Origin of the sequence: Pseudomonas sp. FDAARGOS_761 (genome assembly GCF_013343155.1) — a bacterium.
In the GTDB taxonomy this organism is placed as follows: Bacteria; Pseudomonadota; Gammaproteobacteria; order Pseudomonadales; family Pseudomonadaceae; genus Pseudomonas; species Pseudomonas aeruginosa.
This window is the reverse complement of sequence record NZ_CP054572.1, coordinates 4,270,464-4,291,478: the sequence shown is the minus strand read 5'-3', so window position 1 is coordinate 4,291,478 and position 21,015 is coordinate 4,270,464. Positions and strand designations below refer to the sequence as shown.

Sequence of the window (21,015 nt, the reverse complement as noted above, 5' to 3'; positions counted from 1 at the left end):
AACCCGAGCGTGGGAGCTGTGGCGTAGGGCGGATAACCGCTTGGCGGTTATCCGCCGATTGGCCGAGGTCCAGCCCTCCTGCCGTCAGCGCCGCAGCAGCGGTTGCAGGGCCTGGCTCAAGGCCGCGGCGCGGGGGCCCACCAGGATATGGCAGATGCCGCCGGCGAGGGAGCTGACGCCCTGTCCGCCGAGACGACGCAGTTGCTCGGTGGCCAGCTTGCGTTCGTCCGCCACGCTGACCCGCAGGCGGGTCAGTGCGACGTCCCGTACCTCGCGCAGGTTGCCGGCGCCGCCGAGGGCGCCGAGCCAGGCCTGGGCTTCGGCGGCGTCGACGGTGGCCTGCATCGACACCACCTCTTCGGCTGTGTTCGGACTGCCCAGCGGCGGTACGGCTTCGCCCGGTTGCGTATCGAAGGGCAGGGCGCGGCGGATCTCGTCGGCGATGCTGTCGGCCTGTGGGCCGACCACCACCTGCAGGCTGCCGGCCTTGCCCGGACGTACCACGGCCATCGCACCGAGGGCCTTGAGCTGGGCGTCCGAGGCCTTGTCGCGGTCGACCAGGCGCAGACGCAGACGCGTGGTGCAGGCGTCCACCACTTCGAGGTTGGCTGCGCCACCCAGGGCGCGGATGAATGCCGGGGCGCGCTCGGCTTCGGTGTTGTCGCCCGATTCGCTGCTCGCGTCGTCTTCGCGGCCCGGGGTCTTCAGGTTGAAGCGGCGGATGCAGAAGTCGAACACCAGGTAATAGATGCCGGCATAGAGCAGGCCCAGCGGCCAGAGCATCCAGCCGTGGGTGGAACGGCCCCAGCCCAGGGCGAGGTCGATGGCGCCACCGGAGAAGGTGAAGCCGAGGCGGATGTCGAGCAGGTCGGTGAGGGCCATGGACAGGCCGGTGAGCAGCGCATGCAGCAGGTAGAGCAGCGGCGCGAGGAACATGAAGGCGAACTCCACCGGCTCGGTGACGCCGGTGAGGAAGGCGGTCAAGGCCATCGACAGGAGCAGCCCGCCGATCAGCTTGCGCCGCTCCGGACGGGCGTTGCGGTACATCGCCAGGCAGGCGGCGGGCAGGCCGAACATCATCACCGGGAACATCCCGGCCATGAACTGGCCGCCCTTCGGGTCGCCGGCGAAATAGCGCGCCAGGTCGCCGGTGACGACGCGCCCGGTTTCCGGGTCGGTGAAGCTACCGAAGACGAACCACACCAGGTTGTTGAGGATGTGGTGCAACCCGGTGACGATCAGCAGGCGGTTCAGCACGCCGAAGGCGAAGGCGCCGAAGCTGCCGCTTTCCAGCATGAGTTGGCCGAGGCCGTTGATACCCTGTTGCAGCGGTGGCCAGATCACCCCGAACAGCAGGCCCAGGCAGACCGCGCTGATCCCGGTGGCGATCGGCACGAAGCGGCGGCCGCCGAAGAACGCCAGGTATTCCGGCAGCTTCACGTCCTTGAAGCGGTTATACAGGGCGCCAGCCACCAGGCCGCTGATGATGCCGGAGAGCACGCCCATGTCGATGCCCGGATCGATCACCTTGAGCACCGAGATCATCACCAGGTAGCCGATGGCGCCGGCCAGGCCGGCGGTGCCGTTGTTGTCGCGAGCGAAACCGACGGCGATGCCGATGGCGAAGATCAGCGCCAGGTTGGCGAAGATCGCCTTGCCGGCGTCGTGGACCAGCGGAATGTCGAGCAGGTCGACGTCGCCCAGGCGCAGCAGCAGGCCGGCGATCGGCAGGATCGCGATCGGCAGCATCAGGGCGCGGCCCAGGCGTTGCAGGCTTTCGATCAGGAACGGGGGCATGGCGGTGGTCTCCGATTGTTCTTGTCAGGCCAGCGGCCAGTGTTGCAGGCAGGCGTCGCGCACCGCCCGGGCGCTGCCCAGGTCCAGCAGCGCCTGGGCGTGGCGGCGGCATTCGGCGGCGTCGAGCTGGCGCACCCGGGTCTTGATCTCGCCGACCAGGTTCGGACCGACGGACAATTCCTCGACCCCGAGGCCGACCAGTACCGGTGTCGCCAGCGGGTCCGAGGCCAGTGCACCGCAGACGCCGACCCAGCGGCCGTGACGGGCTGCTCCGGCGCAGGTCTGGGCGATCAGCCGCAGCAGCGCCGGGTGCAGGGCGTCGATGCGGTCGGCCAGGCCGGCGTGGCAACGATCCATGGCCAGGGCGTACTGCGACAGGTCGTTGGTGCCGATGGAGAGGAAGTCGGCGTGTTCGGCCAGTTGATCGGCGAGCAGGGCGGCGGAGGGCACCTCGATCATCACCCCGAGTTCGGGCAGGCGCTCGATCCCCAATTGCGTGGCCAGCTCGCCGAGGCGGCCACGGATGGCGCGCAGTTCGTCGACCTCGCTGACCATCGGCAGCAGTATCCGGCAGCGTTCCAGCGGTTCGACCCTCAGCAGCGCGCGCAACTGCTGGTCGAGCAGTTCCGGGCGCGCCTGGCCGAGACGGATGCCGCGCAGGCCCAGCGCAGGGTTTTCTTCCACCGGCAGCGGCAGGTAGTCGAGGTGCTTGTCGCCGCCGACATCGATGGTGCGGATGATCACCTTGCGCTGGCCCATGGCGTCCAGGACCTCCTGGTAGGCGTTGCGCTGCTCCTCTTCGTCGGGCGCGGCGCGGCGCTCGAGAAAGAGAAACTCGGTGCGTAGCAGGCCGACCCCGTCGGCGCCGTTGGCGAAGGCTTCGGCGGCCTCGCGCGGCGAGGCGACGTTGGCGCCGATCTCGATGCGCCGGCCGTCGCGGGTGAGCGCCTCGCGCTGCGCATCGGCCTGCTGGCGGCGGCGTTGTTCCTCGCGCTGCGCCACTTGCAAGGCGACCTGCTCCAGGCGTCGAGCGTCTGGGCTGAGTTCCAGCCGGCCCTGGCCGGCGTCCAGCACCACCTGCCGGCCTTCCTCCAGCTCCAGCAGCCCGGCGCCGAGCGCCACCAGGCACGGCAGGCCCTTGCTGCGGGCGAGGATGGCCACGTGGGAGGTGGCGCCGCCTTCGGCCATGCACAGGCCAGCCGCGCCGGCATCCACCAGCGGCGCGAGGTCGGAGGGGGTGATCTCCCGGGCGGCGACGATGGCGCCAGCAGGCACCCGCAATGGCGCGGTGTCGCCGAGCAGTACCCGCAGCACGCGTTTTTCCAGGTCGCGCAGGTCGTTGGCGCGCTCGGCCAGCAGCAGGTTGCCCAGCGCCTGGAGAATCTCGCACTGGGCCTGGATCGCCCGGTGCCAGGCGTGGGCGGCGCCGACGCCCTGGTCGATCAGCATGTCGGCGGCGTCCAGCAGACCCGGGTCTTCCAGCAGCGCGAGATGCGCGGAAAAGATCGCCGCTTCGTTCTCGTCGCCGCCCAGCCTGGCCTGCTGCAGGCTCCCCTGTACGTCGTCGCGCACCCGTTGCAGGGCCTCGTCCAGGGCGAGGTGCTGTTCCTCGGGACGATGCCGGCCGTCGTCCGCCGGCAGGCTGATGGCGCCGAGCCGCGCCAGGGGACCGCTGGCCAGGCCGGGCGAAGCGCAGACGCCGGCCAGGGTACCGGCGACAGCCGCAGGTCGCGCCGGCTCGCCCGGGGCGATGGCGCGCGGGGCATCCTTCGGAGCCCCCGCGGTGGCGCTGGCGAGGGCCGCGAGCAGGGCGCCGAGGGCCGCCTCGCTGTCTTCGCCGCGACAGATCACCTCTACCTCGTCCTGTTCGGCGACCCCCAGGCCCATGATGCCGACCAGGCTGTCGACGCTGGCCACCTGCCCGGCGAAGTGCAGTTCGGCCTGGCTGGAAAAGCCCTGCGCGGTCTTGCGTAGCAGCGCTGCCGGGCGTGCGTGCAGACCGCCATGATGGGCGACCCGCGCCCGCCCGCGAACCTGGCGCTGCGCGGAGCCTTCGCCAGGCGCGGGATTGGCTGGACGTTGCTCGGCCTTCTCCGGACTCAGTTGCAGGAGCGGCGCGCCGACCTCCACCGGGTTGGTGGTCAGCGGGCGTACCTGGAAGCCGTCGCCGTTGGTCAGGATCATCACCGTGATCAGACTGCGGCTGCCGCGGGCGACGCGGTCCAGGTCGAAGCGCAGCAGCGGCTGGCCCTCGATCACCCGCGCACCTTCCTCGACCAGCGCCTCGAAGCCTTCGCCTTGCAGCTGTACGGTGTCGAGGCCGACGTGCAGCAGCAGCTCGGCACCGTTGTCGGCGCGCAGGCTGAGCGCGTGGCGGGTTCGCGCCAAGTGGCTGACCAGCCCGGCGCAGGGCGCGTGCAGGCAGTCGTTGAGCGGGTCGATGGCGATGCCTTCGCCCAGGGTGCCGCTGGAAAACACCGGGTCGGGTACTCGGTTGAGCGGCATCACGGGGCCGCTCAGGGGCGCTTTGAGGGCGAGATTCTTGTTGTTCATGGGCGCGCGCTCAGGCTCAGTGGGTTCGGGTGACTTTGCTCAGGTGCCGTGGCTGGTCCGGGTCCATGCCGCGGGCTTCGGCCAGGCCGGCGGCCATGACGTAGAAACTCTGGATCGCCAGGATCGGATCGAGCGCCGGATGCGCGGCGCGCTGCAGCGGCAGGTCGCGTTCGGCGATGTCGTCCGGGGCGGCGAGCAATACCTGCGCACCGCGTTGGCGCATATCCTCGGCGAGCGCCAGCAGGCCTTCCTGCTCCGGGCCGCGGGGAGCGAACACCAGCAGCGGATAGCGCTCCTCGACCAGCGCCATCGGTCCATGGCGGACCTCGGCGCTGCTGAAGGCCTCGGCCTGGATCGCCGAGGTTTCCTTGAATTTCAGCGCGGCCTCCTGGGCGATGGCGTAGCCGGCGCCGCGACCGATCACCATCAGCCGCTGGCAGTCGCGCAGGGCCTCGATGGCCGGCGACCAGTCGAGCCTGGCGGCCTGCTCCAGCCCGGCCGCCAGGCCCTGGCCGGCGGCCAGCAGGGCATTGTCGCGCTGCCAGTGGGCGAGCAGGCGGGCGCTGGCGCTGAGCGTGGCGATGAAGCTCTTGGTCGCTGCGACGCTGCGCTCGGTGCCGGCGCAGAGCGGCACGACGAATTCGCTGGCGGCTTCCAGCGGCGAATCTTCGGCATTCACCAGGGCGATGCCCAGGGCGCCGCGTTCGCGCAGGATGCGCAGGCTGTCCACGAGATCGGGGCTCTGCCCGGACTGCGAGAAAGCGAAGACGGCCTGCCCGGCGACCCGCAGCGGCGAGCGGTTCAGGGTCACCACCGACATGGGCAGCGAGGCCACCGGCAAGCCGGCGTGCTGCATGGCCAGGTAGGCGAAGTAGCTGGCGGCATGGTCGGAGCTGCCGCGCGCGACGGTCAGCGCCAGGTTCGGATCGACCTCCCGCAGGCGCTGGCCAAGCGCCGGCAGGCAAGCGTCGAGCACGGCCAGTTGACGGCTCGCCACCGCGGCGGCGGAGAGCGCTTCCTCGAGCATCAGCGAAGTCATTCGAGTTCTCCTTCCACCATCACGGCATCGAGTTCCAGGGAGCGATCCAGGCGCACCACATCGGCCCAGGCTGCGGGCGCCAGGCGGCCGCGCTCGGCGAGGCCGAGGTAATCGGCGGGGAATTGCGAAAGGCGTTGCGAGGCTTCGGCCAGGGGCAGGCCGATCTTCACCAGGTTGCGCAGCGCCTGGTCCATGGTCAGGGTGCTGCCGGCCAGGGTGCCGTCGGGCAGGCGCACGCCGCCCAGGCACTTGGTCACCGTGTGGCTGCCGAGCTTGTACTGGCCGTCGGGCATGCCGGCGGCGGCGGTGGAGTCGGTCACGCAGTACAGGCACGGGATCGAACGCAGGGCCACCCTGATGGCGCCGGGATGGACATGCAGCAGGTCGGGGATCAGCTCGGCGTAGCGTGCGTGGGCCAGGGCCGCGCCGACGATACCCGGTTCGCGGTGGTGCAGGCCGGTCATCGCGTTGTAGAGGTGGGTGAAGCTGCTGGCGCCGGCCTCCAGTGCGGCCACGCCATCCTCGTAGCTGCCCAGGGTATGGCCGATCTGCAGGCGTACGCCGCGCTCGGCGAGGGCGCGGATCAGCGGCCGGTGTCCGGCGATCTCGGGGGCGATGGTGATCACCCGGATCGGCGCGCGGCGCAGGTAGTCCTCGACTTCCTCGAGCACCGCGGCATGGGCGAAGTTGGGCTGCGCGCCGAGCTTGCCGGAGTTGATGTAGGGGCCTTCCAGGTGCACGCCGAGTATCCGTGAACCGCCCTCCAGCGAGCGGCGGCAGTAATCGCCGAGCTGGCTGAGGATGTCGGCGATCTCCTCGCGCGGTGCGGTCATGGTGGTGGCCAGCAGCGAGGTCGTGCCGAAGCGCCGGTGGGTGCGGGCGATGGTGGCGAAGGCGTCGCCGCCTTCCATGATGTCGCGGCCGCCGCCGCCGTGCACATGCAGGTCGATGAAGCCTGGCAGCAGGTACGGATCGGCGTTGCCGGCCGGATCGCAGGGCTCGCCTTCGATCCGCTGGATACGTCCGTCCTGGATGTGCAGGCGGCCGAGGACCCAGCCTTGCGGGGTGAGAATGTTGCCTTCGAGCATGGCGGCTCCGTGTCGGTCAGCGTCGCAGTTCGGCGACGAAGTCGTAGTAGTCGTTGCGGCAGTAGGTGTCGGTCAGCTCGATCGGGGTGTTGTCCTCGAGGTAGCCGATCCGGGTCATCAGCAGCATCGCGGTGCCCGGCGCGATGCCGACCAACGCGGCATCGGACGCGGACGCGTTGATCGCGCGCACGTGCTGGAGGGCGCGGACCACCGGGCGACCGATGCCGTCCAGGTATTCGTAGAGGGAATCGCCGACCGCCGTCGGATCCGGCAGCAGGCGTGCCGGCAGGGTGCTGTTCTCGATCGCCATCACCGTGCCGTCGGCCTTGCGCAGGCGCTTCATGCGCGCGACCTTTTCGGTCGGCGAGAGGCCGAGGCGGATCAGTTCGTCGTGGGTGGGCAGGGCGATGCCGCGCTCCAACCAGGTGGAGCCGGGGGTGAAGCCTTTCAGGCGGAGCATCTCGCTGAAGCTGGAGAGACGCGACAGCGGTTGTTCGAGACGCGGCGTAATGAAGGTGCCGGAGCCCTGGTTGCGGCGGATCAGCCCCTGCTCGAAGAGTACTTCGAGGGCCTTGCGCGCGGTGACGCGGGAAATGTTCAAGGTTTCGCTGAGGTTGCGTTCGGAGGGCAGCGCTTCCTCCGCTTTCCACTGGCCGGCATGGATCGCGCTCTCGAGATTGCGCGCCAGCTGCAGATAGAGGGGGGTGGGTTGCGCCTCGTCGGGACGCAGGGCCAGGAGCAGGTCGTGGGCTGTCTTCATGAGAGGTTCCGATGCGGATTGTGTTGTTGTCGCCCGGTAATGCTGGGAAAATTAATACCACTTGAATACCACGTCAATGCCAGTTGTGCGTCGCGCACGCGTCAGCCGGCCGTCCCGTCGATTGACTCGGCCTGAGTAAGGGATGCAAGGGTTTGACGGATAAAAGAAAACGCCGCCGGAAAATCTCGCGGCGGCGTTCCTGGCGTGGCTGACGGCTGACGAGTGGTATCAGCCTGGTTCTGTCAGGGGCGGATCTCGATCAGCGTGCCGTCTTTCACCACGCTCCAGACTTCGCGCATGTCGGTGTTGTTCATGGCGATACAGCCATTGGTCCAGTCCAGGGTGGAGAAGTACCACTCCGGGTATTCGTCATCCAGCGGGGTGCCGTGGATCATGATCATGCCACCGGCCGGCAGGCCCTTTTCCCGGGCCTTGGCCACGTCGCGGGCGTTGGGGTAGGAAATGTGCATGGAGAGGTTGTAGTTGTTGCTGGTCTTGCGCCAGTCGATCCAGTAGAAGCCTTCCGGGGTGCGGTTGTCGCCTTCGGCCAGCTTCGGGCCGGTCGGGCGCTTGCCCAGCGAGACACGGTAGCTTTTCAGGACGTTGCCTTTGTTGAGGAGCAGCAGTTTTCGCTCGGACTTGAGCACCAGGACCTTGTCCACCTTGCCTTCCAGGCTCGGCGCGGCATTGGCCTGGGTCAGACTGGCGAAGGTCAAGCACAGCAAAGCAAGCAACCAGCGCATGGAAGTGAAATCCCCGATGTTCCCTTGAGCCGCAACGGCGGCGGTGTTCGAGTGTTTGGCGTTCAGTCTTTCTTATAGGAAGCCAGCATAGGTGCAATGGCTTCGTTGCGCACCGGGAAGCAGCCTTCGCGGCGGTCGCTGAAGTAGCATTCTAAGGTACGGCCGATGGTCGGAAAAGCCAGCTCCGACCAGGGAATCTCCGCTTCGTCGAAAAGCCGCACCTCCAGGCTTTCATCGCCGGCGGAGAAATCCAGGTCGAGCAGCTCGGCGCGGAAGAACAGGTAGACCTGGCTGATGTGCGGCAGGTCGAAAAGGGTATAGAGCTGCAGGTCGCCGATCCGCGCGTTGGCTTCTTCCTCTGTCTCGCGGGCCGCCGCCTGGGCGAGGGTCTCGCCGTTCTCCATGAAGCCGGCCGGCAGCGTCCAGTAGCCCAGGCGCGGCGCAATGGCGCGACGGCAGAGCAGGACCTGGCCGTCCCACACCGGCAGGCTGCCGGCGACGATACGCGGGTTCTGGTAGTGCACGGTGTGGCAGGCGTCGCAGACGTAGCGCAGGCGGTTGTCGCCGTCCGGGATGCGCTGGACCACCGTGGCGCCGCACAGGCTGCAGAATTTCATGCCAGGTTCTTCTTCGGGGAAAGGCCTATCTTGCTCGGCTGGCCGGGAGGCGACAAGGCCCCGTGCGGGAGGGGTGGGCTGGCCGGGGCTTTCGTGCCATGATCTCGGGGAAACGACAAGACCTCGGAAACCCCGGCAGTATGAACTGCACGCTCGACGAGCTGCGCCAACGCATCGAGGCGCACCGCCCCCGCCAACTGGATACCGACCAGCGCTTCCCCCAAGCGGCCGTGCTGGTGCCCATCACCCGCAGCGACGATCCGGAGCTGGTGCTGACCCTGCGCGCCGCCGGTTTGTCCACCCATGGCGGCGAGGTCGCCTTCCCCGGCGGGCGGCGCGACCCGGAAGACGCCGACCTGGTGCGCACCGCCCTGCGCGAGGCGGAGGAGGAGATCGCCTTGCCGCCGGGCCTGGTGGAAGTGGTCGGGCCGCTGAGCACCCTGGTCTCGCGGCATGGTATCGAGGTCACTCCCTATGTCGCCTTCATTCCCGACTTCGTCGAGTACCAGCCCAACGACGGTGAGATCGCCGCGGTGTTCAACGTGCCGCTGAGTTTCTTTCGCGACGACCCGCGCGAGGTTACCCACCGTATCGACTACTTCGGCCGCAGCTGGTACGTGCCCAGCTATCGCTTCGGCGAGTTCAAGATCTGGGGCCTGACGGCCATCATGGTGGTGGAGCTGGTCAACCTGCTGTACGACGACCCCATCGACCTGCACACGCCGCCGGCTTCGTTCATCAAACTGAGTTGACCGACGGGGCGCAGACCCCGGCCATGAGGAGATCGCGATGAAATACCGCCTGGGCGATGCCCGCGTCGAAACCCATCCCGACAGCTGGATCGCGCCCAGCGCAGCGGTGATCGGCAAGGTTCGCCTGGATGCCGGCGCCAGCGTCTGGTTTGGCGCGGTGCTGCGCGGCGACAACGAGCTGATCCATATCGGCGAGCACAGCAACGTCCAGGACGGCTCGGTGATGCACACCGACATGGGCTATCCGCTGACCCTCGGCAAGGGCGTCACCGTCGGCCACAACGCCATGCTGCATGGTTGCAGCGTGGGCGACTACAGCCTGGTGGGGATCAACGCGGTGATCCTCAATGGGGCGAAGATCGGCAAGTACTGCATCATCGGCGCCAACGCGCTGATTCCCGAGGGCAGGGAGATTCCCGACGGCTCGCTGGTGATGGGCTCGCCGGGCAAGGTAGTGCGCGAGCTGAGCGAGCCGCAGAAGAAGATGCTCGAGGCCAGCGCCGCCCACTATGTGCACAATGCCCGCCGTTACGCCCGCGACCTCGTCGAGGACCCGGCGTGAACGAGCGACCGGTGGCTTCGCCCTGCGTGCATGTCTGCGCGCTGGACGAGCAGGACATCTGCATCGGCTGCCAGCGCACGGCGGCCGAGATCACCCGCTGGGGCCTGATGAGCAACGACGAGCGCCGCGAGGTGCTCGGTCGCTGTTTCGAGCGCGCCAAGGCGCAAGGGCTGGTCAGCGGTTCCGCCTGAAGCGGATTCCGTTTTCTTTCATTTCCGAGGTTCTTCCATGACCCGTATCGGTACCCCCCTGTCGCCGAGCGCGACCCGCGTCCTTCTCTGTGGCTCCGGCGAGCTGGGCAAGGAAGTCGCCATCGAGCTGCAACGCCTGGGTTGCGAAGTGATCGCCGTCGATCGCTATGGCAACGCGCCGGCCATGCAGGTGGCGCATCGCAGCCACGTGATCAGCATGCTCGACGGCGCCGCCCTGCGCGCGGTGATCGAGCAGGAGAAGCCGCACTACATCGTGCCCGAGATCGAGGCCATCGCCACCGCCACCCTGGTCGAGCTGGAGGCCGAAGGCTACACCGTGGTGCCCACCGCCCGCGCCGCGCAACTGACCATGAACCGCGAGGGTATCCGCCGGCTGGCTGCCGAGGAACTCGGCCTGCCGACCTCGCCCTATCACTTCGCCGATACCTTCGAGGACTACCGCCGTGGCGTCGAGCGCGTCGGCTACCCCTGCGTGGTGAAGCCGATCATGAGTTCGTCGGGCAAGGGCCAGAGCGTCCTGAAAGGCCCCGACGACCTCCAGGCGGCCTGGGACTATGCCCAGGAAGGCGGGCGCGCCGGCAAGGGCCGGGTGATCGTCGAGGGCTTCATCGATTTCGACTACGAGATCACTCTGCTCACCGTGCGCCACGTCGACGGCACCACTTTCTGCGCGCCGATCGGTCACCGCCAGGTCAAGGGCGACTACCACGAGTCCTGGCAGCCGCAGGCGATGAGCGCGCAGGCCCTGGCCGAGTCCGAGCGGGTCGCCCGGGCAGTGACCGAGGCCCTCGGCGGACGCGGGCTGTTCGGCGTCGAACTGTTCGTCAAGGGCGACCAGGTGTGGTTCAGCGAGGTGTCGCCGCGCCCGCACGATACCGGCCTGGTGACCCTGATTTCCCAGGATCTTTCCGAGTTCGCGCTGCACGCGCGGGCGATCCTCGGCCTGCCGATCCCGGTGATCCGCCAGCTCGGCCCGTCGGCCTCGGCGGTGATCCTGGTGGAAGGCAAGTCCCGGCAGGTCGCTTTCGCCAACCTCGGCGCCGCGCTGAGCGAGGCGGATACGGCGCTACGCCTGTTCGGCAAGCCGGAAGTGGATGGCCAGCGGCGGATGGGCGTGGCCCTGGCGCGCGACGAGTCGATCGACGCCGCTCGCGCCAAGGCGACCCGGGCCGCCCAGGCGGTTCGCGTCGAACTCTGAGATGCGCCGGCTGGCAACGCTGGCCTGGTGGGCGGCGGCTCTGCCGTTGCTGCCGCTGGCGGTGCCGCTGGCTATCCGCACCCGCCGCCGAGCCTTGCGCCTGGCGCCCGCGGCGGGACCTCGCGAAGGGCTGGTCGGTGGGTCCGGTGCCGAAGAGCCGCTGCGCTTGCTGTTGTTCGGTGAGTCGACAGTGGCCGGGGTCGGCGCCAGTTGCCTGGACTACGCCCTGGCCGGCCGCCTGGCCGCGGCGCTGGGCGAGCGTCTGCGCCGCCCGGTGGCCTGGCAGGCGCTGGGCGAGAACGGCATCACCAGCGGCGAGGCGCGCGAACGCCTGCTACCGCAGGTGGCGGGACGTTTCTTCGACCAGGTGATCCTGGTCTTCGGCGTCAATGACACCACCAGCCTGCGCTCCCTCGAACGCTGGCGTGCCGACTGCGCGGCCCTGATCGACGGCTTCCAGGCGGCCGGCGCGCAGGTGACTTGCACCGCGGTGCCGCCGCTGCGGCATTTTTCCGCCTTGCCCGGGTTGCTGCGGGCCCTGCTGGGATGGCGCGGGCGGCTGCTCGACGAGGCGCTGCGCGATCTCGCTGGCGCGACCGGCGCCGGCTACTGTCCGATCTCGCTGGACCTGCTTCCGGACTACCTGGCCATCGACGGCTTTCATCCGTCGCAGCTGGGCTACCAGGTCTGGGCCGGGGCCCTCGCCGACTGGTTGGCGGCGAGGGAGAAGGGCGGCGCCGCGGTAGCCTGAGCGAGACTCAGGACACTGCGCCGAGGTCGTTGTCGCGGGTTTCCTTCAGGCACAGCACCGCCAGCAGGCTGAGCAGCGCCGCTGCGGAGACGTAGCCGCCGACCCAGCCCAGGCCGCCGATGCCGACCAGCTTCTGGGCGATATAGGGCGCCACCGAGGCGCCGAGAATGCCGCCCAGGTTGTAGGCCGCCGACGCGCCGGTGTAGCGCACGTGGGTGGGGAATATTTCCGGCAGCAGCGCGCCCATCGGGGCGAAGGTGACCCCCATCAGGAACAGCTCGATGCAGAGGAACAGGGCGACGCTGAACGTCGAGCCCTGGCTGAGCAGCGGCTCCATGGCGAAGCCGGAGGCGATCGCCGCCAGGCTGCCGAGCAGCAGTACCGGCTTGCGTCCGAAGCGGTCGCTGAGCCAGGCCGACAGCGGCGTGGCGGCGGCCATGAAGAGCACCGCGAGGCACAGCAGACCAAGGAACTCCTCGCGGCTGAAGCCGAGGCTGGCCACCCCGTAGCTCAGCGAGAACACCGTGGAGATATAGAACAGCGCATAACACACCACCATCGCCAGGGCGCCGAGCAGGGTCGGCCGCCAGTGCTGGGCGAACAGCTCGGCGATCGGCAGGCGGACCCTCTCGTGCTTGGCCATGGCCTTGGCGAACACCGGGGTTTCCGCCAGCTTCAGGCGTACGTAGAGGCCGACCACGACCAGCGCCGCGCTGAGCAGGAACGGGATCCGCCAGCCCCAGTCACGGAACTGCTCCTCGCTGAGCAGCATCGCCAGGGCCAGGAACAGGCCGTTGGCGGCGAGGAAGCCGATCGACGGGCCGAGCTGGGGAAACATGCCGAACCAGGCGCGCTTGCCGGCCGGCGCGTTCTCCGTGGCCAGCAGCGCGGCGCCGCCCCACTCGCCGCCGAGGCCGAGGCCCTGGCCGAAGCGCAGCACGCAGAGCAGCAACGGCGCCCAGTAGCCGATGCTGTCGTAGCCGGGGAGGACGCCGATCAGGGTAGTGGATACCCCCATCAGCAGCAGCGAGGCGACCAGGGTCGACTTGCGCCCGATGCGGTCGCCGAAGTGGCCGAACAGCGCCGAGCCCAGCGGACGGGCGAGGAAGGCGATGCCGAAGGTGAGGAAGGCGCTGAGCATCTGCGCGGTGCCGGATGTCTGCGGGAAGAATACCGGACCGATCACCAGGGCGGCGGCAGTGGCATAGACGTAGAAATCGTAGAACTCGATGGCGGTGCCGATGAAGCTGGCGACTGCGACCCGGGTGGTCGAGTTGGCCGGTTCCGGAGCGGCGTCGGCGGCGAGGGTGGCGGCGGTCATGGTGGGAAGGTCCCTGGCAGTCGGGGCACGACGGAGTGCTTCCGTGCGGCCGGATGGTTATGGCCAGTGCGCCGATGCGGCGGCGCGGCGCCCGGGTGGGGCGGACGAGATCGGTCGCGCAGGGAGGATGGGGCTGCGCGCCGTGCGCCGGCTGGTACCGTCGGCATCGGGGCCGGGCGGGCAGGCGGGACTGGCGGGTGACTGGCCGGGGCTCGGGCTGCGGGTAGCGGCGGAACCGGCGGCAGGGCTGGATAAGCTGGGGTCGATTATAGAGCGCCGCAGGGCGGGTTCGGCAATCCCGGATTAGACGCTGGCGTCGCTTTCGACCAGCGGGGTCAGCGCGCGGGGATGCCAGGCGCGCACGCTTTTCACACGGTTTTCCGCCGACTGCTGGATTTCCAGGCAGTAGGGGCCGATGCGCAGGCACACCGCGCAATCGGGGATCTGCTCCAGGGCTTCGGTGACCAGGCCGTTGAGAGTCTTCGGGCCGTCGCAGGGCAATTGCCAGCCAAGCGACTTGTTCAGCTCGCGCAGGTTGGCGCTGCCGTCGATGACGAAGCTGCCGTCTTCCTGGGCCTGGATATCCGGGTTGTCGAGGCTGTCGAGGTCGTTGAAGTCGCCGACGATCTCTTCGAGGATGTCCTCCAGCGTGACGATGCCGATCACCTCGCCATATTCGTCGACCACCACGCCGATACGGCGCTTCTCCTTCTGGAAGTTCACCAGCTGGGTCGACAGCGGCGTGCTTTCCGGCACGAAATACGGCTCCATGCAGGCCTGGCGGAGATTCTCCTTGGTCAGGCGGCCCTGGGTCAGCAGGCGCGCGATCTGGCGCATGTGCACGACCCCTTCGATCTGGTTGACGTCGTCGCGGTAGACCGGCAGGCGGGTGTGGCTGGTGGTGCGCAACTGCTCGACGATGACCTCGAGTTCGTCGTCGAGGTCGATGCCTTCGATTTCGTTGCGCGGGATCATCAGGTCGTTGACCGTGACCTTCTCCAGGTCCAGCAGGCCGAGCAGCATGTCATGCCGGTTGACCTCGCTGGCCTGGGGATTGTCGGCCGGATGCAGGGCCTCTTCGTCGCGGCTGCGTCCGCTGTCGTCCTGTTCCGCCGCGGCGACGCCGAGCAGGCGCAGCAGCGCGTTGCTCAGCAGGGTCAGCAGCCACAGCAGGGGCCAGCACAGGCGCTGCAGGATCAGGAGCGGCAGGCTGAGCGGCAGGGCGACGCGTTCCGAGCGAAGGGCGCCGTAGCGGCGCGGCAGCAGGGCGCCGAACAGCAGCAGGAGCAGGGTCATGCCAGGGATGGCGACGGCCAGGCCGATGACGCCCCAGTGGTGCAGCGCGGCCCAACTGGCCAGGGCGGCGGCGCTGACGTTGACCAGGGTGCGGCCGAACAACAGGGTGCCGCGCAGGCGGTCGTCGTGCAGCAGCAGCCAACTGCTGCGCCGGGCCCCGCGCAGGCCTTGCTTGGCCTGTAGGCGCAGGCGGTAACGGTCGAGGTTGAGCAGGGCGGTCTCGACGCAGGAGAAGAACGCCGAGCAGGCGACCAGGAGAACCAGCAGGCCGACCAGGTACCCGGGGTGCAGTTCATCCATGAAGGAGGCCCATCAGATGTGCAGGATGAATTCCCGCACCAGCTTGCTGCCGAAGTACGCCAACATCAACAGGCAGAAACCGGCCAGGGTCCAGCGGATCGCCTTGTGGCCCCGCCAGCCGAGCTGGTGGCGACCCCAGAGGAGCACGGCGAAGACCACCCAGGCGAAGCAGGACAGGATGGTCTTGTGCGCCAGGTGCTGGGCGAACAGGTTGTCGACGAACAGCCATCCGGACAGCAGCGACAGCGAAAGCAGCGACCAGCCGCCCCAGAGGAAGCCGAACAGCAGGCTTTCCATGGTTTGCAGGGGCGGGAAGTTGCGGATCAGCCCGGACGGATGCTTGTGCTTGAGGCGGTAATCCTGGAGCAGTAGCAAGAGCGCCTGGAACACCGCGATGGTGAGCAGGCCGTAGGCCAGGATCGAGAGCAGGATGTGGGCCAGGATGCCTGGTTGTTCGTTGATCGGCTCGACGGTGCCGTGGGGGATGAGTACCGCCAGCAGGGTGGTGAGGGCGCCCAGCGGGAATAGAAGGAGGAGCAGGTTCTCCACCGGTATCCGCAAGGTCGCCAGCAGGGTCAGGAGGATTACCGCGGCGGCGATCAGGCTGGCGGCGTTGAAGAAGTCCAGCACCAGGCCGGCCGGGGTCAGCAATTGCTGGTAGAGGCTGAAGGCGTGGGCGACCAGTGCCAGGAGTCCGAACAGGAGCAGCAGGGGTTTGCCCGGCGCGGTGCGCTTGGACACACAGGCACCCTGGTAGGCGGCGGTGCCGAGATAGAGAACAGCAGCGATGAGGCTGGGCAGCAGGGGATGCATAAGTCCTTGTAATCGCGGGCCCGAAAGGAAGGGAGTTTGGCATAGATCGAGCGTCGCGAGAAAGCCGTTGCGAACAGTTCTCTCGTACCTGTGGCCGGGTTGGCGGGCCGCCTGCCGCGGGCGCCGTGACCTCCTGGCCCGGCAGTCGCTTCGGCAAAGACGGAACGCATCGGCAAATCAAGGACTTGAGGCTGGCCTCCGGTCGTCGCCGGACACACACTCCGTCTTTCATCGCGTGTCCCGCGACGCGCTCTTGGTTATAATCCGCCGCTTGCCGCAACCCCCGTGGAAGGATCGCGCATGTTCGAAAACCTTACAGACCGCCTCTCGCAGACGCTTCGCCATGTCACCGGCAAGGCCAAGCTGACCGAGGACAACATCAAGGACACTCTGCGCGAAGTGCGCATGGCCCTGCTCGAGGCCGACGTGGCCCTGCCGGTGGTCAAGGACTTCGTCAACAAGGTCAAGGAGCGCGCCGTCGGCACCGAGGTCTCGAAGAGCCTGACCCCGGGACAGGCGTTCGTGAAGATCGTCCGCGCCGAACTCGAGGAACTGATGGGGGCGGCCAACGAGGACCTGGCGCTGAGCGTCGCGCCGCCGGCGGTGATCCTGATGGCCGGCCTGCAGGGCGCGGGCAAGACCACCACCGCGGGCAAGCTGGCGCGCTTCCTTAAGGAACGCAAGAAGAAGTCGGTGATGGTGGTTTCCGCCGACGTCTACCGTCCCGCCGCGATCAAGCAGCTGGAAACCCTGGCGGGCGAGGTCGGCGTAACCTTCTTCCCTTCCGACGTCAGCCAGAAGCCGGTGGCCATCGCCGAGGCGGCGATCCGCGAGGCGAGGCTGAAGTTCATCGACGTGGTGATCGTCGATACCGCAGGCCGCCTGCACATCGATGCCGACATGATGGACGAGATCAAGCAGGTGCACGCGGCGATCAAGCCGGCGGAAACCCTGTTCGTGGTCGATGCCATGACCGGCCAGGACGCCGCCAACACCGCCAAGGCCTTCAATGACGCCTTGCCGCTGACCGGCGTGGTCCTGACCAAGGTCGACGGCGACGCGCGTGGCGGTGCCGCGCTCTCGGTGCGGGCGATCACCGGCAAGCCGATCAAGTTCCTCGGCATGGGCGAGAAGAGCGAAGCGCTCGATCCGTTCCATCCCGACCGCGTGGCCTCGCGCATCCTCGGCATGGGCGACGTGCTCAGCCTGATCGAACAGGCCGAGCAGAACCTCGACCGCGACAAGGCCGAGAAGCTGGCGAAGAAGATCAAGAAGGGCAAGGGCTTCGACCTGGAAGACTTCCGCGACCAGTTGCAACAGATGAAGAACATGGGCGGCCTCGGCGGGCTCATGGACAAGCTGCCGATGCTCGGCGGGGTCAACCTGGCGCAGATGGGCAATGCCCAGGGCGCTGCGGAGAAACAGTTCAAGCAGATGGAGGCGATCATCAACTCGATGACGCCCGGCGAACGGCGCGATCCGGAAATGATCAGCGGCTCGCGCAAGCGCCGCATCGCCCTTGGCTCCGGTACCCAGGTGCAGGACGTTGGCCGGCTGATCAAGCAGCACAAGCAGATGCAGAAGATGATGAAGAAGGTCACCGCCAAGGGCGGCATGGCCAAGATGATGCGAGGCATGGGCAGCATGTTCCCGGGGGGCATGCCCAAGCTTTGATCGGACGCGCGGCCGCTGGCCACGCCGGCGGTTCCGCGCCGTCGGCCGGCGGGCGGACCGCGCGCTTCTCGCGCTCTCCGCGCCGGCCGATGGGTGGCCGAAAAAGAGATTTGCAAATTCCCCGATAATCCTTAGAATATGCGGCCTTTCGGGCCGTGGGCCCAGCGTGCATTCATTTTGCAAGCACCGACTACAGGAACGAAGTTCACATGGTAACCATCCGTCTTGCTCGTGGCGGCTCCAAAAAGCGCCCCTTCTACCACCTGACCGTGACCAACAGCCGCAATGCGCGCGATGGTCGCTTCGTCGAGCGCATCGGTTTCTTCAACCCGGTTGCGACTGGTGGCGAAGTGCGTCTGTCCGTCGACCAGGAGCGTGCTACCTACTGGCTCGCCCAGGGTGCACAGCCGTCTGAGCGCGTTGCTCAGCTGCTCAAGGACGCTGCCAAGGCAAACGCCTAAGCCGTCATGAGTGAAATGCCGACACCCGCCGACGACCTGGTCGTGATCGGCAAGATCGTTTCGGTGTACGGCATCCGCGGTGAGGTGAAGGTGTATTCCTTTACCGACCCGTTGGACAACCTGCTGGACTATCGCCGCTGGACGCTCCGGCGCGACGGCGAGATTCGGCAGGCCGAGCTGGTCAGGGGGCGCCTGCATGGCAAGGTCCTGGCCGCCAAGCTCAAGGGGCTCGACGATCGCGAAGAGGCCCGCACCTTCACCGGTTACGAGATCTGCATCCCGCGTAGCGAGTTGCCCTCTCTCGAGGAAGGTGAGTACTACTGGCACCAGTTGGAAGGCCTGAAGGTGATCGACCAGGGCGGGCAGTTGCTCGGCGTGATCGACCATCTGCTGGAAACCGGTGCCAACGATGTCATGGTGGTCAAGCCCTGCGCGGGCAGCCTGGACGACCGCGAGCGCCTGTTGCCCTACACCGGGCAGTGCGTGCTGTCGATCGACCTGGCCGCTGGCGAGATGCGGGTGGACTGGGACGCGGACTTCTGATCATCCATGGACAAGCGTTTGTGGGTGGGCGTCGTCAGCATCTTTCCGGAGATGTTCCGCGCGATCAGTGACTATGGCATCACCAGCCGTGCGGTAAAGCAGGGGCTGCTCACGCTGACCTGCTGGAATCCACGGGACTACACCGAGGACCGCCACCAGACGGTGGACGACCGGCCCTTCGGCGGTGGCCCTGGCATGGTGATGAAGATCAAGCCTCTGGAGGGCGCGCTGGCGGATGCCAGGCAAGCCGCCGGGGGCAGGAAGGCGAAGGTGATCTACCTTTCGCCGCAAGGCCGCCAGCTGACGCAGGCGGGCGTACGCGAACTGGCCGAAGAGGAAGCGTTGATCCTCATCGCCGGGCGCTACGAAGGCATCGACGAGCGCTTCATCGAAGAGCACGTCGATGAAGAATGGTCGATCGGCGATTATGTCCTGTCCGGCGGTGAGTTGCCGGCCATGGTGCTGGTCGATGCAGTGACGCGGTTGCTGCCCGGTGCATTGGGTCATGCAGATTCCGCCGAGGAGGACTCCTTCACGGATGGCCTGCTCGACTGCCCGCACTACACCCGACCCGAGGTGTACGCGGACAAACGTGTTCCTGAAGTGTTGCTCAGTGGCAACCATGAACACATCCGGCGTTGGCGTTTGCAGCAGGCCCTTGGGCGGACCTGGGAACGACGCGCCGATCTTCTGGATAGCCGCTCGCTTTCTGGAGAAGAGCAGAAGCTGCTGGCGGAATACATCCGTCAGCGGGACGATAGTTAACGTATCGATGGCTGGCCGATTGCCGGTCTTAGGAGCACAGCATGACCAACAAGATCATTCAGCAGATCGAAGCTGAACAGATGAACAAAGAGATCCCGGCGTTCGCCCCCGGCGACACCGTGATCGTCCAGGTCAAGGTGAAGGAAGGCGACCGTCAGCGTCTGCAGGCCTTCGAAGGCGTCGTCATCGCCAAACGCAACCGTGGCCTGAACAGCGCCTTCACCGTGCGCAAGATCTCCAACGGCGTGGGCGTGGAACGTACCTTCCAGACCTACAGCCCGATCGTCGACAGCCTGAGCGTCAAGCGTCGCGGCGACGTGCGCAAGGCCAAGCTGTACTACCTCCGCGCCCTGTCCGGCAAGGCCGCGCGCATCAAGGAAAAACTGGTCTAATCCGGTTCTTCTCCGAGAAAAGCAGCCCGAGGGCTGCTTTTTTCATGTCTGGCGTTCGCCTTTCCGGCGGCGCTTCCTACTGCCCACGGCAGCGCATAACCAGTACAACATCCGCGGCACCCAGGCAGCCACTCCATCCGGTATTCGTGGCATGACCCCCAGAGAGCAAGAAATCCTGCGTCGCACCGAGCTTTCCGAAACCCGTGTGACCAAGGCGGTATTCCCGCCCACCACCAATCACCACAACACCCTGTTCGGCGGAACTGCGCTGGCCTGGATGGACGAGGTCTCGTTCATCACCGCGACCCGTTTCTGCCGCCTGCCGCTGGTGACCGTCTCCACCGATCGCATCGACTTCAACCACCCGATCCCGGCGGGCTCGATCGTCGAACTGGTCGGCCGGGTGGTCAAGGTCGGCAACACCAGCCTCAAGGTGGAGGTCGAGGTGTACCTGGAAAGCATGTACGCCGACGGTCGCGAGAAGGCCATACACGGCCTGTTCAGCTTCGTCGCCATCGACGACGAAAAGCGGCCGGTTCCGGTCCTGCCGGGGTTCCCGGCCAGCCAGGCGGCTTGAGCCAGGCGGAAAGAAGGCATCCACGGGTGCCTTTTCCATATCCCCGGACGATCCGGCCCTGGGTTGGGATCAGGGCCGCAGGCTGATCTTCAGGGAAGCCTGGGACAGGTCGATCTGTTGCAGGCTGACACTGCCGAACGTCTGCTCGCGCGGCGCGCCGGCAATGCGGATATTGTCGAAGCGCACCTCGCCGATACTGCTCGGCAGGCGCAGGTTGACCGAGCCGTCGGGGTTGAGCGTGCTTTGCGTCTTGCCGGTTTCGTAGCGAACGTCGCTCATCGAGGTTTCCGCCTCCAGGCTGTCGAGCACCGGCATCACCAGCTTCGCCAGTTGCTTCACCGCGGCCAGGCCGTCGCCGCCCTCGGCCTTCAGGAACAGGCCCTCGAGGCTTTCGTTGAGGCCCTGGGCGTTGACGTTGCTCATCTCGACGTCGGTCAGCGGACGCAGGTTCTTCGGCAACTCCTGGCGGCTCATGGCCGCTGGCGGCTGCATACGCTGGATGTCGGCGCTGGCCATCTGGAACGGACTGAGCAGGGCGGCGACCAGGGTCGCGGCCAGGCGCAGGTTGGTCTGCTTCTTCAGCGCCTTCTTCAGTTGCCGTTCGCTCAGCAGGCCCTGCTCGATCAGGGTTTCGCCCAGGCGCTTGTGGTTGCTCAACTGCGCCTGGATCGCGGCGTCCAGTTGGGCGGCGCTAATCAGCCCCTTGTTGATCAGGATCTGGCCCAGGCGGGAATGTTGTTGATTGGACATGGTCATGGCCTGATGAAAAAAAGAGGATGATGGCTAGATGCAATCATCCTC

22 protein-coding genes are annotated in these 21,015 nt (G+C 67.4%); 11 read left to right on the top strand and 11 right to left on the bottom strand.

The window, feature by feature from the left end; all coding sequences use genetic code 11:
• Window positions 1–84: 84 nt before the first annotated feature.
• The 7 genes from nagE to FOC67_RS19910 all read right to left on the bottom strand — a co-directional run bounded on the left by nagE (window position 85) and on the right by FOC67_RS19910 (window position 8,597).
• Window positions 85–1,797 carry an N-acetylglucosamine-specific PTS transporter subunit IIBC gene (gene nagE, locus FOC67_RS19940; RefSeq protein ID WP_003112082.1) on the bottom strand — a complete coding sequence of 571 codons (1,713 nt, stop codon included), beginning with the start codon at window positions 1,795–1,797 and terminating at the stop codon, window positions 85–87.
• Between the two features lie 24 nt (window positions 1,798–1,821).
• Window positions 1,822–4,350 (bottom strand): phosphoenolpyruvate--protein phosphotransferase, encoded by a 2,529-nt coding sequence (gene ptsP / locus FOC67_RS19935; RefSeq protein ID WP_009313498.1) that lies wholly within the window; start codon window positions 4,348–4,350, stop codon window positions 1,822–1,824.
• 16 nt (window positions 4,351–4,366) lie between these two features.
• Window positions 4,367–5,389, bottom strand: a complete 1,023-nt coding sequence (locus tag FOC67_RS19930) for an SIS domain-containing protein (RefSeq protein WP_003119309.1) — start codon at window positions 5,387–5,389, stop codon at window positions 4,367–4,369.
• On the bottom strand, window positions 5,386–6,477 hold the full coding sequence (nagA, locus tag FOC67_RS19925; RefSeq protein ID WP_003104817.1) for an N-acetylglucosamine-6-phosphate deacetylase: 1,092 nt from the start codon (window positions 6,475–6,477) through the stop codon (window positions 5,386–5,388). Before nagA ends, FOC67_RS19930 begins: the two co-directional genes overlap by 4 nt.
• A 16-nt stretch (window positions 6,478–6,493) precedes the next feature.
• Window positions 6,494–7,237, bottom strand: coding sequence for a GntR family transcriptional regulator (locus tag FOC67_RS19920; protein ID WP_003092669.1), 744 nt, complete (start codon window positions 7,235–7,237; stop codon window positions 6,494–6,496).
• 242 nt (window positions 7,238–7,479) lie between these two features.
• A complete protein-coding gene (locus tag FOC67_RS19915) occupies window positions 7,480–7,980 on the bottom strand; it encodes a murein L,D-transpeptidase family protein (RefSeq protein ID WP_003092667.1) in 501 nt (166 codons plus the stop codon).
• Between the two features lie 62 nt (window positions 7,981–8,042).
• Window positions 8,043–8,597 carry an NUDIX hydrolase gene (locus FOC67_RS19910; RefSeq protein ID WP_003092665.1) on the bottom strand — a complete coding sequence of 185 codons (555 nt, stop codon included), beginning with the start codon at window positions 8,595–8,597 and terminating at the stop codon, window positions 8,043–8,045.
• 140 nt (window positions 8,598–8,737) lie between these two features.
• On the opposite strand from FOC67_RS19910, the gene FOC67_RS19905 reads away from it, so the two are divergent.
• The 5 genes from FOC67_RS19905 to FOC67_RS19885 are packed head-to-tail and all read left to right on the top strand — an operon-like array spanning window position 8,738 to window position 12,072.
• Window positions 8,738–9,349, top strand: coding sequence for a CoA pyrophosphatase (locus FOC67_RS19905; RefSeq protein WP_003092664.1), 612 nt, complete (start codon window positions 8,738–8,740; stop codon window positions 9,347–9,349).
• Between the two features lie 37 nt (window positions 9,350–9,386).
• Complete coding sequence (locus tag FOC67_RS19900; protein WP_009313499.1) at window positions 9,387–9,911, top strand: gamma carbonic anhydrase family protein; 525 nt, start codon at window positions 9,387–9,389, stop codon at window positions 9,909–9,911.
• A complete protein-coding gene (locus FOC67_RS19895; RefSeq protein ID WP_003092660.1) occupies window positions 9,908–10,102 on the top strand; it encodes a DUF1289 domain-containing protein in 195 nt (64 codons plus the stop codon). Before FOC67_RS19900 ends, FOC67_RS19895 begins: the two co-directional genes overlap by 4 nt.
• A 37-nt stretch (window positions 10,103–10,139) precedes the next feature.
• A complete protein-coding gene (purT, locus tag FOC67_RS19890) occupies window positions 10,140–11,321 on the top strand; it encodes a formate-dependent phosphoribosylglycinamide formyltransferase (RefSeq protein WP_003092658.1) in 1,182 nt (393 codons plus the stop codon).
• A 1-nt stretch (window position 11,322) separates the two neighbouring features.
• Window positions 11,323–12,072 (top strand): SGNH/GDSL hydrolase family protein, encoded by a 750-nt coding sequence (locus FOC67_RS19885; RefSeq protein WP_003137927.1) that lies wholly within the window; start codon window positions 11,323–11,325, stop codon window positions 12,070–12,072.
• A gap of 7 nt (window positions 12,073–12,079) precedes the next feature.
• Here FOC67_RS19885 and FOC67_RS19880 read toward each other — a convergent pair whose 3' ends face one another.
• The 3 genes from FOC67_RS19880 to FOC67_RS19870 all read right to left on the bottom strand — a co-directional run bounded on the left by FOC67_RS19880 (window position 12,080) and on the right by FOC67_RS19870 (window position 15,802).
• On the bottom strand, window positions 12,080–13,393 hold the full coding sequence (locus FOC67_RS19880; RefSeq protein ID WP_003092654.1) for an MFS transporter: 1,314 nt from the start codon (window positions 13,391–13,393) through the stop codon (window positions 12,080–12,082).
• Between the two features lie 303 nt (window positions 13,394–13,696).
• Window positions 13,697–14,989: an HlyC/CorC family transporter gene (locus FOC67_RS19875; protein WP_003453700.1), complete on the bottom strand. Its 1,293-nt coding sequence runs from the start codon at window positions 14,987–14,989 to the stop codon at window positions 13,697–13,699.
• A gap of 12 nt (window positions 14,990–15,001) precedes the next feature.
• Window positions 15,002–15,802 (bottom strand): inner membrane protein YpjD, encoded by an 801-nt coding sequence (locus tag FOC67_RS19870; protein WP_003092649.1) that lies wholly within the window; start codon window positions 15,800–15,802, stop codon window positions 15,002–15,004.
• Between the two features lie 300 nt (window positions 15,803–16,102).
• Here FOC67_RS19870 and ffh point away from each other — a divergent pair, with 300 nt between their 5' ends.
• The 6 genes from ffh (at window position 16,103) to FOC67_RS19840 (ending at window position 20,214) form a co-directional block, all read left to right on the top strand.
• Window positions 16,103–17,476 carry a signal recognition particle protein gene (ffh, locus tag FOC67_RS19865; protein ID WP_003092645.1) on the top strand — a complete coding sequence of 458 codons (1,374 nt, stop codon included), beginning with the start codon at window positions 16,103–16,105 and terminating at the stop codon, window positions 17,474–17,476.
• A gap of 209 nt (window positions 17,477–17,685) precedes the next feature.
• Window positions 17,686–17,937 (top strand): 30S ribosomal protein S16, encoded by a 252-nt coding sequence (gene rpsP / locus FOC67_RS19860; RefSeq protein ID WP_003109644.1) that lies wholly within the window; start codon window positions 17,686–17,688, stop codon window positions 17,935–17,937.
• Window positions 17,938–17,952: 15 nt separating this feature from the next.
• On the top strand, window positions 17,953–18,480 hold the full coding sequence (gene rimM, locus FOC67_RS19855; protein ID WP_003092640.1) for a ribosome maturation factor RimM: 528 nt from the start codon (window positions 17,953–17,955) through the stop codon (window positions 18,478–18,480).
• A gap of 6 nt (window positions 18,481–18,486) precedes the next feature.
• Window positions 18,487–19,245 (top strand): tRNA (guanosine(37)-N1)-methyltransferase TrmD, encoded by a 759-nt coding sequence (gene trmD, locus FOC67_RS19850; RefSeq protein WP_003119312.1) that lies wholly within the window; start codon window positions 18,487–18,489, stop codon window positions 19,243–19,245.
• 41 nt (window positions 19,246–19,286) lie between these two features.
• Window positions 19,287–19,637 carry a 50S ribosomal protein L19 gene (rplS, locus tag FOC67_RS19845; protein WP_003092637.1) on the top strand — a complete coding sequence of 117 codons (351 nt, stop codon included), beginning with the start codon at window positions 19,287–19,289 and terminating at the stop codon, window positions 19,635–19,637.
• A 151-nt stretch (window positions 19,638–19,788) separates the two neighbouring features.
• A complete protein-coding gene (locus FOC67_RS19840) occupies window positions 19,789–20,214 on the top strand; it encodes an acyl-CoA thioesterase (protein ID WP_003092635.1) in 426 nt (141 codons plus the stop codon).
• Between the two features lie 69 nt (window positions 20,215–20,283).
• Here the strand turns inward: FOC67_RS19840 and FOC67_RS19835 are convergent, their stop codons facing one another.
• A complete protein-coding gene (locus FOC67_RS19835; RefSeq protein WP_003092633.1) occupies window positions 20,284–20,970 on the bottom strand; it encodes a hypothetical protein in 687 nt (228 codons plus the stop codon).
• Window positions 20,971–21,015: the final 45 nt, after the last annotated feature.

What these genes read in the sequence shown, in the direction of transcription:
- FOC67_RS19840 (WP_003092635.1), top strand. Translation starts at nt 19,789, where the DNA reads ATGACCCCCAGAGAGCAAGAAATCCTGCGTCGCACCGAGCTTTCCGAA.
- FOC67_RS19870 (WP_003092649.1), bottom strand. Translation starts at nt 15,802, where the DNA reads ATGCATCCCCTGCTGCCCAGCCTCATCGCTGCTGTTCTCTATCTCGGC.
- ptsP (WP_009313498.1), bottom strand. Translation starts at nt 4,350, where the DNA reads ATGAACAACAAGAATCTCGCCCTCAAAGCGCCCCTGAGCGGCCCCGTG.
- nagE (WP_003112082.1), bottom strand. Translation starts at nt 1,797, where the DNA reads ATGCCCCCGTTCCTGATCGAAAGCCTGCAACGCCTGGGCCGCGCCCTG.
- FOC67_RS19900 (WP_009313499.1), top strand. Translation starts at nt 9,387, where the DNA reads ATGAAATACCGCCTGGGCGATGCCCGCGTCGAAACCCATCCCGACAGC.
- FOC67_RS19920 (WP_003092669.1), bottom strand. Translation starts at nt 7,237, where the DNA reads ATGAAGACAGCCCACGACCTGCTCCTGGCCCTGCGTCCCGACGAGGCG.
- rplS (WP_003092637.1), top strand. Translation starts at nt 19,287, where the DNA reads ATGACCAACAAGATCATTCAGCAGATCGAAGCTGAACAGATGAACAAA.
- FOC67_RS19875 (WP_003453700.1), bottom strand. Translation starts at nt 14,989, where the DNA reads ATGGATGAACTGCACCCCGGGTACCTGGTCGGCCTGCTGGTTCTCCTG.
- purT (WP_003092658.1), top strand. Translation starts at nt 10,140, where the DNA reads ATGACCCGTATCGGTACCCCCCTGTCGCCGAGCGCGACCCGCGTCCTT.
- ffh (WP_003092645.1), top strand. Translation starts at nt 16,103, where the DNA reads ATGTTCGAAAACCTTACAGACCGCCTCTCGCAGACGCTTCGCCATGTC.
- FOC67_RS19915 (WP_003092667.1), bottom strand. Translation starts at nt 7,980, where the DNA reads ATGCGCTGGTTGCTTGCTTTGCTGTGCTTGACCTTCGCCAGTCTGACC.
- nagA (WP_003104817.1), bottom strand. Translation starts at nt 6,477, where the DNA reads ATGCTCGAAGGCAACATTCTCACCCCGCAAGGCTGGGTCCTCGGCCGC.
- FOC67_RS19835 (WP_003092633.1), bottom strand. Translation starts at nt 20,970, where the DNA reads ATGACCATGTCCAATCAACAACATTCCCGCCTGGGCCAGATCCTGATC.
- FOC67_RS19910 (WP_003092665.1), bottom strand. Translation starts at nt 8,597, where the DNA reads ATGAAATTCTGCAGCCTGTGCGGCGCCACGGTGGTCCAGCGCATCCCG.
- FOC67_RS19885 (WP_003137927.1), top strand. Translation starts at nt 11,323, where the DNA reads ATGCGCCGGCTGGCAACGCTGGCCTGGTGGGCGGCGGCTCTGCCGTTG.
- rimM (WP_003092640.1), top strand. Translation starts at nt 17,953, where the DNA reads ATGCCGACACCCGCCGACGACCTGGTCGTGATCGGCAAGATCGTTTCG.
- rpsP (WP_003109644.1), top strand. Translation starts at nt 17,686, where the DNA reads ATGGTAACCATCCGTCTTGCTCGTGGCGGCTCCAAAAAGCGCCCCTTC.
- FOC67_RS19880 (WP_003092654.1), bottom strand. Translation starts at nt 13,393, where the DNA reads ATGACCGCCGCCACCCTCGCCGCCGACGCCGCTCCGGAACCGGCCAAC.
- FOC67_RS19930 (WP_003119309.1), bottom strand. Translation starts at nt 5,389, where the DNA reads ATGACTTCGCTGATGCTCGAGGAAGCGCTCTCCGCCGCCGCGGTGGCG.
- FOC67_RS19905 (WP_003092664.1), top strand. Translation starts at nt 8,738, where the DNA reads ATGAACTGCACGCTCGACGAGCTGCGCCAACGCATCGAGGCGCACCGC.
- trmD (WP_003119312.1), top strand. Translation starts at nt 18,487, where the DNA reads ATGGACAAGCGTTTGTGGGTGGGCGTCGTCAGCATCTTTCCGGAGATG.